A 13,505-nucleotide genomic window follows, 5' to 3' on the forward strand; every position below is an offset into this window, starting at 1 on the left:
CCCTGAGCGGCGGAATGTGCCGAACGGGATATATGGATGATCGAGCTCTCGACCCAGTTGCCACAGACGACAGTACCGGTTTCCGGTCCAGCCGCGCCGGGGGGCGCGGCTGGCGGATTCGTTCAACTTCTTGCGGCTTTTCTGGACGCGGGTGCCTCGGCCGCGCCCGACGATCCGGCCGATACGGCGTTGCCGGCTCACCGGCAGGCTCTTGCCGATGACGGCAAGGCCTTGCCTGCCGCCGTTGCCGATGACGGCAAGCCGATCGATCCGGCGCTGATCTGGCTGCCGGTCGGATTGCCGATCCTGGCGCCGGCGGCCCCGCCGCTCATGCTGCCGCCCGATCCCGGCGCACGCGCGCCCTTTGCCGGTGCGGCTGGTATCGACCCCGGTCCGGCGACAATTACCGCCGCCGTTCCGTTGATGCTGGCCCCTGGCGTCATGGAGGCAAAGACCGACGCCACGATGAAGGAACTGCCGGTCCCGGCCGCCGGGCTCCCGGTGAAAACGGATGCTGGCGTGACGGAGCCTCTGTCGAAGACCGTCGCTGCCGCTCCATCGCCGATGACCGCGGTTCCCACCGCGCAGCCGGCCGGCCAGACCTTCGCCGCGGCGATCGCGGCGGTCCTTGCCAATCACGAGGGCCCCGTGCGCGCCGATGATCGCGCCGATCCGCGCAATACCGGCGCGCTGATGGCGATTGCGCAGGCCGATGCCGCGGCGCGGCCCATCGTGCAGGCTGCGGGCGGCGCGCAGAATCCCGCGCTCGACCTGCGCGACGATCGCGGACTGCACGGCATGATCGACCGTATCGAGATGCTGCGCGACGATGCCAATGCGCGCGACACACGGATTCGCCTCGTTCCCGATGCGCTGGGCGGCGTCGATGTCGCGCTGCGCAAGGACGGGGATACGCTCCATGTCCGCTTCACCGCCGACACCCAGGCGACGCGCGCGCTCCTGACCGAAGCACAGCCGCGCCTCGCCGAACTGGCCGACGCGCGCGGCGTGAAGCTTGGGCAGACCAGCGTCGACACCGGCGCCGGCGGTGGCGCGAACCACGCGAATCACCAGTCGCGCGCCGCGCCGCGCGCGCCCGCGCCCGCGGCGGTGCCCGCTGCCGATGCCGATTTTTCCACCGATCAACGACTAGCCTGACATTGAAGGAGCCCGACAATGAGTGACACCGAAGACGCCAAGGCCTCCGGGAAAAAGAAGAAGGGCAAGGGCAAGCTCCTGGTCATGGTCCTGGGCCTGCTGGTGCTCGGCGGCGCCGGGGGCGGCGGCTATTTCGCCTGGAGCAGCGGCATGCTGGGCGGTGGCGCTCATGGCACGGAGGGCAATGGCCCGCGCCTCGTTCCGAAGCGCGAGCAGAAACGCGTCAGCGCATCCGGCGAGGGCGGTGGCCATGGCGAGGAAGGCGGCGGCGCCGGCTCCAAGCCGCCGAGCGGTTCGGGCGGCGAGAAATATGCCTCCAACTATTATGCGATGGAAAAGGAGTTCACCTCCAACCTGCAGGACAGCGTCCATTTCATCCAGGTCGGTCTGGCGATCTCGACGCCATACGATGATTCGGTGATCGAGAACATCAAGACCAACGAGATCGCGGTCCGCTCGGCGATCCTGATGACGCTCGGCGACACGACCGAGGAGCAGGTGTTCACCAGCGACGGCAAGAAGCTGCTTGAACGCCGCCTCGCCAAATCGATCAACGACACGCTGAAGGAAAAGGAAGGATTCGGCGGGGTTGGTAACGTCTACTTTACCAATTTTGTTGTTCAGTGACCTGGCATGGTTAACGGCTCTTCACCACAATCGGGCGAACGACGGGAACGGCCCCGGCATGTGGCGGAACACGCCACGCTGGGGGTCGCGAACCTCAATCCGTTCGGCGATCTGCACACGCTGCAGCATCTCTCGGCGCGCCTCGCGCGCGGGATGCGCGGCGTGTTCGAGCCGTTGCTGCGCAAGGAAATCCGTACCTTCGCCGAGCCGCTGGTCGTCCAGCGCTTCGCCGACTACCGCGCTGAGCGGCCCGACGGGCTGACCGCCTGGCTGCCGCTGGCGATGACGCCGGCCACGGGCCAGGCGATGGTGGTTCTCGACGGGCGCTTCGTGATGGAACTGCTCGACCTGTTCTTCGGCGGCACCGGCGCCGTCCCGCACGATATGCCGTCCGAATTCACGCCGGCGGCCGAGGCGATGATCGGGCGGCTCGGCATGATGCTCGCCGCGCCGCTCAAGGCTGCCTGGGAGCCACTGGCCCGGATCGAGTTCAAGCCCGGTCATGTCGAGGCGAACGCGGCGCTGATCGCCGGCCTCGACGGTGACGATGCAATGGTGATCACCCGTTTCGGCATCGCCGCGGGCAACGCCAAGCCCGTGTTCGTCGACATCGTCTATCCCGTCGCGGCGCTCAAGCCGCACGCCCCGTCGCTGACCGGCAAGGTCCATGCGAAGACGGCCGAGCCTGATCCGGCATGGCGCAACAGCCTGACTCGTGCCGTCATGGGTGTCCGTTTCCCGATCCGGTCGGTGCTGGCCGAGCCGATGGTCCCGCTCAGCATGCTGATGAACCTGAAGCCTGGTGACGTCATTCCGATCACGCTCGGCACCGACGTGCCGGTGATGGTCGGCGGCGACCGGCTGGGTGCCGGCACCGTCGGCACGTCCAACGGCCATGCGGCCATTCGTCTCAATTCGATCTCGCACGAAAAACTAGAGGAACTCCAATGACCGACATGACCGGGGGATTCCCCGTCGATTCGTCGCTGGCGGCCAATTTCCGGCTGCTGCAGGACGTCGACGTCAAGCTGACCGTCGAGATCGGGTCGACCTCGCTCACGTTGCGCGAACTGCTCGCCTTGGGGGAATCGAGCGTGATCGAGCTCGATCGCCAGGCGAACGAACTGCTCGACGTGCTGGTCAACGGCACGCTGATCGGCCGTGGCGAGGTGGTGATGGTCGGCGACCATTTCGGCGTGCGCATGACCGAGCTGGTCAATCCCGAGAAGCGGGTCTGATCCGCCATGATGTGGTCCTATGTCCTGAAGCTGGTCGTGCTGCTGCCGCTCGTCTGCGGTCTGATGATCGGCTGCCTCTATCTCTGGCGCCGGCTTGAATCGCGCCTGCCCGGCCAGCCCGCCAACCGCATGATGGCGGTCAAGGAAACCATGATGATCTCGCCCGGCCTGCGTCTCGCGGTGATCGAGTTCGAAGGGCGCAAGCTGCTCGTCTCGGTCAGTCGCGGCGGGGTCACCCTGATCGACAAGGGCGACAAATGACCGTCACCGTTACCCGCAAGGGCACCGGCCCGGCGCTGATCAGGACAGTGAAGCCCCGCAACGGCCTCTCATGGGGCAAGGTCGCGCTGCTGGTCCTCGGCATCGTCTTCGCGGTGATGATGGTCCATCCCGCCTTTGCCCAGACCGCCGCCCCTGCCGTGCCGCCACCCGCGGCACCGGGCGCCGGGGATGCGGTCGATCGTGCGCTCGGCGATCTCGGCGGCGGCAACGCGCCGCTGGCGTTGTCGCTGCAGGTCCTCATCATCATGGGCCTGCTCACGATCCTGCCGGGCATCCTGCTGATGATGACCAGCTTCACCCGGATCATCATCGTGCTGGCGATCCTGCGCCAGGCGCTCGGGCTGCAGCAGACGCCGCCCAACCAGGTGCTGATCGGCCTGTCGCTGTTCCTGTCCTTCTTCGTGATGGCGCCGGTGGTCAACCAGATCAACACGGTCGCGATCCAGCCCTATGCGGAGAACAGGATCGGCGCGACCGACATGATCAAGAACGCATCGGTGCCGCTGCACAGCTTCATGACCAAGCAGACGCGGGTGAAGGACATCACCATGTTCGCCGGCATCGCCAAGTCGGGCCCCTATGCGAAGCCCGCCGACGTGCCCTTCTCGATCCTGCTCCCGGCCTTTGTGACCAGCGAGCTGAAGACAGCGTTCCAGATCGGCTTCCTCGTCTTCCTGCCCTTCATCGTCATCGATCTGGTCGTCGCGACCGTGCTGATGTCGCTCGGCATGATGATGATGTCGCCGACGATGATCTCGATGCCGTTCAAGCTGCTGCTGTTCGTCCTGGTCGATGGCTGGGCGCTGACGATGGGCAGCCTCGCCAACAGTTTCGTGAGTTAGCGGCCATGGACGCTGACTATTTCCTGACGATCGCCAACCAGACGATGTGGGTGCTGGCACTCGCCGCGGCGCCGATCCTGATCCCCGCGCTGTTCGCCGGGCTCATCACCGGCATGATCCAGGCGGCGACCTCGATCAACGAGCAGACCCTGTCGTTCGTGCCGAAGCTGATCGTGGTGGCGTTCTCGATCCTGATCTTCGGCGGCCTGATCCTCGGCCTGCTGAGCGACTTCACGGTCAGCATCTTCGAGCGGATTCCCGATCTCGTCCGATGAGCGTGCTCGGCTTCGGCCTCTCGATCGAGCCACAGCTCTGGGCGCTCATCTTCGTCATGGTGCGCATCGGCGCTGCCTTCATCGCGGCGCCCGTGTTCAGCGCCGTGTCGATCCCGGTCACGGTGCGTGTCACCCTTTCGGGCGCGATCGGGGTTCTCGTCCTCGCCGCCCACCCGATCACGCCGCCGGCCGAGATCTTCGCTTTCGCAACGTTTCTCGCGGTGGCGTCCGAGGCGCTGGTCGGCTTCGCGCTTGGTTTCATCCTGCAGATCGCCTTCGCCGCGCCGATGATCGCGAGCGAGGTGATCGGCACGTCGATGGGCATCGGCTTCGCCTCGGCGATCGATCCGCAGAACGGCCGCTCGACGCCAGCGCTCGGCCAGTTCTTCTCGATGATGCTGACGCTCTTATTCCTGTCGATGAACGGGCATCTCGTGCTCGTCGAGATGATCGTCAAAAGCTATGACGCGCTGCCGGTCGGTGCCTCCTGGCTGACCGCGCAGCAGTTGAAGGATATCGCCTTTTTCGGCGGCTATATCTTCCTTGCCGGCCTGCTGCTCGCGCTGCCGGTCGGTTTCCTGCTGCTGTGCCTCAACCTCGTCGTCGGCATGTTGTCGCGTTCGGCGCCGGCGCTCAACCTCTTCGCGATCGGCCTGCCGACCAGCCTCGCGGTCGGCGTGGTCGCGCTGGCCTTGGCCTTCCCTGCGATGGGTGACTATATGATGGTCATCGTCACCCAGGGGCTCGCCGCCACCCAGAGCCTGGTGCTCGGCTGATGTCGGAGGAATTCGGCGAAAAGACAGAAGCCCCGACGCCAAAGCGCAAGAAGGACGCGGCGGAAAAGGGGGATGTTCTCCGCTCAAAGGAATTCGCGACCGCCCTGGTCGTCATGGCCGGTTGCGCCTGGCTGGCGCTGGCCGGGCCGTCGCTGATCGGGGCGTGCAAGGCGGTGATGGCGTCGAGCTTCCAGTTCGGCCGCGCCGACATCGAGAATTTCTCGCCCTTCCGGCCATTGCTCGATTCGGGCTGGAAGCTTGCCCCGTCGATCATCTCGCTGTTCGCGGTGACCCTCGTCGCCGCGATCCTCAGCCAGGCTGGCCTTGGATCGTTGAGCTTCAACAGCACCCTGCTCGCGCCCAAGGCATCGCGGATCAATCCGGCATCGGGGCTGAAGCGAATCTTCGGGCCGCAGGGCTGGATGGAACTGGGCAAATCCCTGCTCAAGGTCATCCTGCTCGGGTCGATCGGCGCCTATATGCTGTGGAAGGCGTCGAAGGCGTCGATCGGGCTGGTGTCTTCCGACATCAACGGCGCGATCGGCGCGCTGGGCGACAGCCTGATGACCATATTGTTCGTCATGGCCGGTGGGTTGCTGATCATCGCCGGCATCGACCTGCCGATCCAGATCCTCCGCCTGCTCGGCAAGCTGCGCATGACCAAGCAGGCGGTTCGCGACGAGCACAAGGAAACCGAGGGTTCGCCCGAGGCGAAGGGGGCGATCCGCCAGCGCCAGCGCGAAGTGATGAAGCGCGGCATGCGCAAGGCAGTCGCCGGGGCTCATGTCGTGCTGACCAACCCGACTCATTTCGCGGTGGCGCTACGCTACGATCGCGGCAGCGATCAGGTGCCGGTCGTGGTCGCCAAGGGGCGCGGCGTGATGGCGCTGGCCATTCGCGAACTGGCCGGCGAATCGCAGGTGCCGATCCTGGAATATCCGGCGATCGCCCGCGCGCTCTATTATACCAGCCGCGAAGGACAGGAGATCCGCGACGACCTGTACCAGGCGATCGCCACGATCCTTGCCTTCGTGTTCGGCATCAATGCTCAGGCCGGCGGCAGCCCGCCGCCCGTGCCGGTGCCGCAAACCGCCCGGTTCGACGAAAACGGGGTCAAACAAGCCTAAAGATTGGCCCCGAACGGCCGATATCATGGATGAAGCTTCCGAGGATAGAATCATGGTGAGTACATCTATCGCGGGTACGCTCGGTACCGGTTCCGGCGTGGACTTCACCGCGCTCGCCAACCAGCTGGTCGACGCGCAATTCGCGACCAAGCTCAAGAACCTGACCGCCACCAACACGAAGCTCACCGCGCAGATCTCCGGCGTCGGCCAGATCAAGAGCGGCATCACCGCTTTTTCGACCAGCCTGACCGCGCTGATCAAGGGCGGTTCGCTCGCGACTCAGCCGACCAGCTCGAACACGTCGCTCGTCACCACGAAGGCGCTGCCGGGCGCGAAGCTTACCGGCTTTACGGGATCGATCGAGGTACGCCAGCTTGCCGCCGCCCAGTCAGCCGCCACCGGCCCGATCGCCGACAAGTCGGCCCCCATCGGGACCGGCATGCTGACCCTGACGCTCGGCACCGCGACGGTCACCGATGGGGCGATGACCGATTTCACCGCCGGCAGCGGCAGCCCGATCAACATCGCGATCACCTCGACCAATTCGAGCCTGACCGGGATCGCCGCGGCGATCAACGCGCGAAACGCCGGTGTAACCGCGTCGATCGTCAGCGATGCGGATGGTTCGCGCCTCGTGCTCAAGGGCCCGACCGGCGCGAGCCAGGCCTTCACCATGACCGCCACGGAAAATCCCGGCTTCGAAGGCCTGTCGGCGCTCAATGTCGGCGTCGGTGCGACCGGCACGACGATCGGCAGCAGCGCGAAGGACGCGATCGTCGCGGTCGACGGCGTCGCGGTCAAGCGATCGACCAATTCGATCAGCGACCTGATCGACGGTGTGCAAATCAATCTGGTCGGTGCGTCGGTCGGCACCAAGGTCACGCTCGGCACCAGTTCGCCGAACGCGAACATCACGCAATCGGTCAACGATTTCGTCGACACCTATAATCAACTGCTGGCGGTCGTGAAGCAGGAGACGGATGCCAAGACTGGCGCGCTCTCCGGCGATCCGGTGGCGAAGTCGCTCACCCGGGCGCTCGCCCAGCTTACCGTCACCAGGCTGGTGCCGGGCAGCGGAACTGATGCGCCGGCGACGCTGGCCAATATCGGCGTGATGACCAACAAGGACGGCACGCTTTCGGTCAATGCCGCCAAGCTCACCGCGGCGCTGGCCAAGGATCCGGCGGCGGTCGAGGCGATGTTCGCTGACGGCACGGGCGCAAGCGGCAATGGCTTGGGCGCGGCGCTCGCCGCCATCACCGACAATGCGGTCAGCACCAAATATGGCCTTGGCGCGAGCGCTGACCGCTATACCAAGGCCCAGTCCACCATTGCCGACGACCAGGCGAAGATCTCCGACCAGGAGGACAAACTCCGGACGCGCCTGACCGCCCAATTCGCCGCGACTGACGCGCGCGTCGCTGCCTACAAGGCCACGCAGGACTATCTGAAACAGCAGGTCGCCGCGTGGAATGCGAAGGGATGATCAAATACGCAAGCGCGTTGCGCGATCCCGATGCCACCTATCGCCAGATCGACCTTGTCGGCCGCACCGCCGAGGCTGATGGACCGGCGCTCGTCCAGCTCCTCTACGAGGAGGCGATCCATGCACTCCGCGCGGCCGCCTGGGCCGCCGAGAACCAGCAGTCCAAGGCCAAGAGCGACAAGGTGACCCGCGCCACCGCGATCCTGTTCGCGCTCGAGGCCAATCTCGATCACGAGGCCGGCGGCGAGGTCGCGCAGACACTGGCGCGGCTGTATGCCGGCGTGCGGCGCATGATCATCGACGCAAGCATCGGCAATGATCCCGCGCCTTTCCGTGAGGTCGCGACGATGCTCGACGAGATCAGCCAGGCCTGGCGGACCGCCCGCACGAGCTGAATGCTGCTGGCCATGGTTGCGGGGTGATTAACCGAATCGTGACCGGCCCGTCCTAGGGTCGCCCTTATCAAGGACGGGACCTCGCCAGATGGATGTTTTCGGCAAGCTGGAATCGGTGGCGCAGCGGCGCGGCCCGGTGCGAACGATCCTCGCGGTCGACGACAGCCGGACCAACCTGGGCGTATTGGGGCGCCGCCTCGGGCATCTCGGTTACCTGACCGTGCTCAGCGACAATGGTGCGGAGGCGCTCGACCTGATCGCCGCGCGGGGCTTCGATCTGGTCCTGCTCGACATGGTCATGCCCCGCATGTCGGGCCTGCACGTGCTTGCTGAAATCCGCGGCAGCCGGGACACCGCCGATCTGCCGGTCATCATGCTCACGGGGCGCAGCGATCCGTCGGCTGCGGTCGAGGCGCTGGCGGCCGGTGCTGACGATCATGTCGCCAAGCCTTTTGCCTTCGAAGTGCTCGCCGCGCGGATCGAACGCGTGCTTGCCCGCGCCCGGCGCATTGCCGAGTTGAAGCGTTCCAATGCGACGCTCGACGCGCGCATCGCCGCGCGCGCGATGGAACTCGGTGAAGCGAAGAGCGCGCTGGCGGCAACCCGCGCTGATCGGCAGCGGCTGATCGCGTCGATCCAGGCACTGAACGACGAGGTGGAGCGCCTCAGCGCCCGCGCCTGATAGTGTCAGCCGTGCCCGAACCAGTGGCGGCGCACGAAATAGATGATGATTCCCGCTGAGATCACGGTGCAGACGGCCGTGATCGCGTCGAACGCCCATGGCGCCTCGGCATAGGGCAGCCCCTTGACGTTCATGCCATAGAGTCCGGTGATGAAGGTCAGCGGCAGGAAGATCATCGCGGCAATCGAAATGATCAGGGCGCGGCTGTCGATCTGCTCGGCGCGAAGATCGGTCAGCGCCTCGTGCATCAGTGCCGCGCGTTCGCGAATGCTTTCCAGCTCTTCGGCCATGCGCGCGGCGCGGTCGGCGGCGGCGCTGAGATGCAGCCGGTCGTCGTCCTGCAGCCAGTCGCACGGCAACGCGGCCAGCTTCTCGATCGCGGCGCGCTGCGGGGCGAGGAAGCGACGATAGCCGATCGCCGCGACGCGCACCTTGGTGACGTGGCGACGCAGCTCGAACACCTTGTCGGCATCGAGATCGGCCTCGCAATCGTCGAGCGTATCGCCGAGGTCGGCGACCTCCGGATCAAGGTTGCGGGTGATTGCCGAGGCAAATTCAGCGATCAGGTCGCCGGGATCGCGGATCTTGCTTCCCTCGATCGTCTCGACCACATCGTCCACCGCGACAAGCGAACGCCGCGTCACGGAGATCACCCGCCCCGCCGTCGCCCAGATGCGGACTGAGGCGAGCGGCTCGGAGGTCGGTGTCTCCTCGCTCGACCGGCCGCGCAGGTTGAGGAAGGCACCGTCGCCCAGCGCGTCGCAGCGCGGGCGAGTCTCGGTCGCGGTCAGCGCATCGACGATATAATCGGGTGCCTTGGCCTCCTCGACCAGCCAGGCTTGGGCATGTTCGTTGTTGGTGGTCAGATGGACCCAGATCAGGTCGGCGTCGCTTGCCAGCGCCTGCTTGATCTCGACCCGTTCGGCCTTGCCGCCTGATACGCGATAGGCAAATCCGCTCATGCCAGCTCCATATAGATCGCAAGTCCCGGACCGGGCTCAACCGGCGACATGCTGCAAAGGGTCCTTGGCGCATCAGCCCGTGCGCGGTCCAGGATCGCGGGCGGTACGTCGGCGTGATGATAGACATGGTCGGCCAGGCCGATCAGGCGCGCTTCCCTGATGGTCAGGTCCTCGGGATCTGGCGAACGAAGGCGGATCGTGACGAGCCGGTCGCGTTCAGGCGAGTCCAAGTCGTCCAGCCATGCCGCCGCCATGTCGGCGGTGGCCGCCAGTGGATCCAGCGCGCCGCCGGGGGCGAGCGCCTGCCCGAGCGCGCGTCTGCGATCGTCGATCGCAGGCAGCTTTTGCCGCAGCGCAGCCCGGGCGTGATACAGCGCGTTGGCCAGTCCGCCGAGACTCGCTGGCAGGATCGTTTCCAGCCGCTGGCGCAGCGCCGCGGCGAGCCCCGCGGAAGCGCCGCCTGTTCCGATCGCGATCAGCACGGGGGCGCGGTCGACGATCGCGGGCAAGGTGAAATCGCACCAGTCCGGCCGGTCGACCGCGTTGACCAGGATGCCGCGGGCCCTGAGCCGGGCGACTGCCTCGCCGGCAAGCGCCTCGTCAGCGATCGCCACGATCGCCAGCGCGGCATCGGCATCCTCGTCGCTGATCACCGCGCCCGCGCGCTCTAGCAGGCGCCGTTTCGCGTCGGCCGCGTCGCCGTCGCCCAGCAGGATCACCGGCCGGTCCGCCAACCGCACGAAAAGCGGCAGGCTGTGCAGGCTCACGCGGTCAGCCACTCCGGCAGCCGCTCGGCGGCGATGATCGTCTCCGGCTCGATCCGGTCGGCGACCACCGCGAACCTGTCGCCGTCGACCATCACCTCGGGCACCAGCGCGCGGCTGTTGTACGTGCTCGCCATGGTCGCGCCGTACGCGCCGGCGGTACGGAATATCGCGAGATCGCCGGATTTCACCGCATCGATATCGCGCGCCATCGCAAAGGTGTCGCCGCTTTCGCAGACCGGGCCGGCGATGTTGGCGATCATGCGCTCGCCGGTCGGGCGGACAGCGGCGAAATCATGCCAGGCGTCGTACAGCGCCGGCCGGGCGAGGTCGTTCATGGCCGCGTCGACGATCACATAGGGATTGGTCACGCCGGGCTTGACCCAGATCACTTTGGTCAGCAGCACGCCGGCATTGCCCGCGATGACCCGGCCGGGCTCGAACATCAGCATGACGTTCCAGCCCTTGGTCACCCGCGCGACCATCGCGCCATATTCGGCTGGGCTCGGCGGGTTGTCGCCGACCTTGTACGGCACGCCCAGGCCTCCGCCGAGATCGACCCGCTCGATCGGATGGCCGGCGGCACGCAACTGGGCGACGAGCTCGCCGACACGGGTATAGGCCGCCTCGAGTGGGGCGAGATCGAACAGCTGGCTGCCGATATGAATGGCGATGCCGCGCATGGCGAGGCCGGGCAGGGCGGCAAGCCGGCCGAAAATCGCGGGGGCCTGGTCGATCGGCACGCCGAACTTGTTCTCGCTCTTGCCGGTCGAGATTTTGGCATGGGTGCCGGCATCGACATCGGGGTTCACCCGGAGCGTTGCATTGGCGCGGATACCCATCGCCGCGGCGAGGCCGGACAGGGCTTCGCCTTCCTCCTCCAGTTCGAGGTTGAACTGGCCAAGACCGGCATCGAGCGCCCGCAACAGCTCGACCCGGGTCTTGCCGACCCCGGAAAAGACCACGTCCTCGGCCTTCATGCCCGAGGCGAGCGCGCGGGCCAGTTCGCCGCCCGAAACGACATCGGCGCCATAGCCCTCGTCTGCCAGCACCTTGAGCACCGCGAGATTGGGGTTGGCCTTGATCGCATAGGCGAAATGGGCGCGTTCGACGCCTGCCAGTCCCTCGCGGAACACCCGCGCATGCCGGGTCAGCGTCGCGCGCGAATAGACATAGACCGGTGTGCCCACCGTGCTGGCGATGTGTTCCAGGGGAACGCCCTCGGCGTGAAGAGCGCCGTCGATGATACTGAAATGGTCCATATTCTCAATTCGGCGGCGGGAGGTCGAAATCGTCGCTGCGGCGGTTCTCGGAAGTCTTGAGAAGCTCGTCACTGCGGGAGGGGCGTGCCTGGGTGCTCGGTTTGAGCAGGTCCTGGGCAGGCGGCGGTGCCTTGGCGCCATAGGGCGCCACCGGCAGGGATTCGCCTTTTTTCGGCCTGATGTCGTTCCGTGCCCCGCAACCGGCGAGAGCCCCCGATACGGCCAATGCCATGACCATCACGATCGCGCGTTTCATGATCCGCTTTCCTTCCTCGCCGCCGCGATCGCCGCGCGCACCCGTTCCGGTGCCGTGCCGCCGAAGCTCGTCCGGCTGGCGACCGACGCATCGACGCTCAGCACATCATAGACGCGTTGGTCGATCCGCGCATCGATTGCCTGCAGGTCGCCGAGTTGAATCGCGTCGAGGGCGATCCCCAGCTCCTCGGCCAGCTTCACCGCGCGGCCGGTGATATGATGCGCCTCGCGGAACGGAATGCCCGCCTCGCGCACCAGCCAGTCGGCCAGGTCGGTCGCGGTCGAGAAACCGGCTTCGGCCAGGCCGCGCATCCGGTCGGTGCGGAAGGTCGCGCTTTCCACCATGCCGGTCATCGCCGCGATCGACAGGCCGAGCAGGTCGTGCGCCTCGAACACCGGCGGCTTGTCGTCCTGCATGTCCTTCGAATAGGCCAGCGGCAGGCCCTTCATGGTGATCATCAGCGCGGTCAGGCACCCGATGATCCGTCCCGAATGGCCGCGCACCAGTTCGGCGGCGTCGGGATTGCGCTTCTGCGGCATGATCGACGACCCGGTGGACCATTGATCGGACAACGACACGAAGCCGAAGGGCTGCGACGCCCAGAGGATGAATTCCTCCGCCAGCCGCGACAGGTGAAGCGCGCATTGTGCCGCCGCCGTCAGATATTCGATCGCGAAATCGCGGTCGGACACGCCGTCCAGCGAGTTGCGCATCGGCCCGTCGAAGCCGAGCGCTGCCGCGGTCATCTCCCGATCGATCGGGAATCCCGTGCCGGCGAGCGCCGCCGAGCCGAGCGGCGAGCGGTTCATGCGCGCGCGCGCATCGGCGAACCGGCCGCGGTCGCGCGCGATCATCTCGTGATAGGCCATCAGGTGATGGCCCAGCGTCACCGGCTGAGCGCTCTGCAGATGGGTGAAGCCGGGCATCACGCTCGCGGCATGGTCTTCAGCACGGGCGAGCAGGGCCCGCTGGAAATGCGCAAGGCCGGCATCGACCGAGTCGATCGCATCGCGCACCCAGAGCCGGAAATCGGTCGCTACCTGGTCGTTGCGCGATCGCGCGGTGTGCAGCCGGCCGGCGGCCGGGCCGATCGCCTCGGCGAGGCGTGCCTCGGTCTGCATATGGATGTCTTCGAGGGCGAGATCCTCGGCGACGCCGTTCGCCTCGTAATCGGCCGCGACCCGGTCGAGCCCGGCGATGATCGCCGCGATGTCCCCGGCCGAGACGATGCCCTGGGCGCCGAGCATTGCCGCATGGGCTTTCGATCCGGCCACATCCTGGCGCCACAGCCGCTTGTCGAACGGGATCGAGGCATTTATCTCGCGCATCACCGCCGCCGGCCCTTCGGCGAAGCGGCCGCCCCACATGGCATT

Annotated in this window: 17 protein-coding genes; 12 read left to right on the forward strand and 5 right to left on the reverse strand. The window is 66.6% G+C overall.

What is annotated here, in order from left to right; all coding sequences use genetic code 11:
* Positions 1-36 precede the first annotated feature (36 nt).
* From fliK to NDN01_RS21970, 12 genes are all read left to right on the forward strand, one after another.
* Positions 37-1,158 (forward strand): flagellar hook-length control protein FliK, encoded by a 1,122-nt coding sequence (fliK, locus tag NDN01_RS21915; protein ID WP_272624103.1) that lies wholly within the window; start codon positions 37-39, stop codon positions 1,156-1,158.
* 18 nt (positions 1,159-1,176) lie between these two features.
* Positions 1,177-1,785, forward strand: coding sequence for a flagellar basal body-associated FliL family protein (locus NDN01_RS21920; RefSeq protein WP_272624105.1), 609 nt, complete (start codon positions 1,177-1,179; stop codon positions 1,783-1,785).
* Between the two features lie 6 nt (positions 1,786-1,791).
* Positions 1,792-2,736, forward strand: a complete 945-nt coding sequence (locus NDN01_RS21925) for a flagellar motor switch protein FliM (protein WP_443025160.1) — start codon at positions 1,792-1,794, stop codon at positions 2,734-2,736.
* Positions 2,733-3,023, forward strand: coding sequence for a flagellar motor switch protein FliN (gene fliN / locus NDN01_RS21930; RefSeq protein WP_272624109.1), 291 nt, complete (start codon positions 2,733-2,735; stop codon positions 3,021-3,023). The genes NDN01_RS21925 and fliN overlap by 4 nt, the downstream gene beginning before the upstream one ends.
* Positions 3,024-3,029: 6 nt before the next feature.
* A complete protein-coding gene (locus NDN01_RS21935; protein WP_272624111.1) occupies positions 3,030-3,284 on the forward strand; it encodes a flagellar biosynthetic protein FliO in 255 nt (84 codons plus the stop codon).
* The gene (fliP, locus tag NDN01_RS21940) at positions 3,281-4,147 is read left to right on the forward strand and encodes a flagellar type III secretion system pore protein FliP (RefSeq protein WP_272624113.1); all 867 of its coding nucleotides are present in this window, start codon (positions 3,281-3,283) and stop codon (positions 4,145-4,147) included. Before NDN01_RS21935 ends, fliP begins: the two co-directional genes overlap by 4 nt.
* 5 nt (positions 4,148-4,152) lie before the next feature.
* Positions 4,153-4,422: a flagellar biosynthesis protein FliQ gene (fliQ, locus tag NDN01_RS21945; protein ID WP_272624115.1), complete on the forward strand. Its 270-nt coding sequence runs from the start codon at positions 4,153-4,155 to the stop codon at positions 4,420-4,422.
* Positions 4,419-5,198, forward strand: a complete 780-nt coding sequence (gene fliR, locus NDN01_RS21950; protein WP_272624117.1) for a flagellar biosynthetic protein FliR — start codon at positions 4,419-4,421, stop codon at positions 5,196-5,198. The genes fliQ and fliR overlap by 4 nt, the downstream gene beginning before the upstream one ends.
* Entirely contained in the window at positions 5,198-6,325 is a 1,128-nt protein-coding gene (gene flhB, locus NDN01_RS21955) for a flagellar type III secretion system protein FlhB (protein ID WP_272624119.1), read from the forward strand. Before fliR ends, flhB begins: the two co-directional genes overlap by 1 nt.
* Positions 6,326-6,377: 52 nt before the next feature.
* A complete protein-coding gene (gene fliD, locus NDN01_RS21960; protein WP_272624121.1) occupies positions 6,378-7,811 on the forward strand; it encodes a flagellar filament capping protein FliD in 1,434 nt (477 codons plus the stop codon).
* Complete coding sequence (gene fliS, locus NDN01_RS21965; RefSeq protein ID WP_272624123.1) at positions 7,808-8,206, forward strand: flagellar export chaperone FliS; 399 nt, start codon at positions 7,808-7,810, stop codon at positions 8,204-8,206. The genes fliD and fliS overlap by 4 nt, the downstream gene beginning before the upstream one ends.
* 88 nt (positions 8,207-8,294) lie before the next feature.
* Complete coding sequence (locus tag NDN01_RS21970) at positions 8,295-8,888, forward strand: response regulator (protein ID WP_272624125.1); 594 nt, start codon at positions 8,295-8,297, stop codon at positions 8,886-8,888.
* 5 nt (positions 8,889-8,893) lie between these two features.
* Here the strand turns inward: NDN01_RS21970 and NDN01_RS21975 are convergent, their stop codons facing one another.
* The 5 genes from NDN01_RS21975 to argH are packed head-to-tail and all read right to left on the reverse strand — an operon-like array spanning position 8,894 to position 13,499.
* Positions 8,894-9,850 carry a zinc transporter ZntB gene (locus tag NDN01_RS21975; protein ID WP_272624127.1) on the reverse strand — a complete coding sequence of 319 codons (957 nt, stop codon included), beginning with the start codon at positions 9,848-9,850 and terminating at the stop codon, positions 8,894-8,896.
* On the reverse strand, positions 9,847-10,629 hold the full coding sequence (locus NDN01_RS21980) for a precorrin-2 dehydrogenase/sirohydrochlorin ferrochelatase family protein (protein ID WP_272624129.1): 783 nt from the start codon (positions 10,627-10,629) through the stop codon (positions 9,847-9,849). The genes NDN01_RS21975 and NDN01_RS21980 overlap by 4 nt, the downstream gene beginning before the upstream one ends.
* Entirely contained in the window at positions 10,614-11,876 is a 1,263-nt protein-coding gene (gene lysA / locus NDN01_RS21985; protein ID WP_272624131.1) for a diaminopimelate decarboxylase, read from the reverse strand. Before lysA ends, NDN01_RS21980 begins: the two co-directional genes overlap by 16 nt.
* Before the next feature lie 4 nt (positions 11,877-11,880).
* Entirely contained in the window at positions 11,881-12,132 is a 252-nt protein-coding gene (locus NDN01_RS21990) for a hypothetical protein (protein ID WP_272624133.1), read from the reverse strand.
* Complete coding sequence (gene argH, locus NDN01_RS21995) at positions 12,129-13,499, reverse strand: argininosuccinate lyase (protein WP_272628349.1); 1,371 nt, start codon at positions 13,497-13,499, stop codon at positions 12,129-12,131. Before argH ends, NDN01_RS21990 begins: the two co-directional genes overlap by 4 nt.
* Between the last annotated feature and the right edge of the window lie 6 nt (positions 13,500-13,505).

It is taken from the genome of Sphingomonas sp. QA11, from assembly GCF_028473665.1.
Lineage (GTDB): Bacteria > Pseudomonadota > Alphaproteobacteria > Sphingomonadales > Sphingomonadaceae > Sphingomonas > Sphingomonas phytovorans.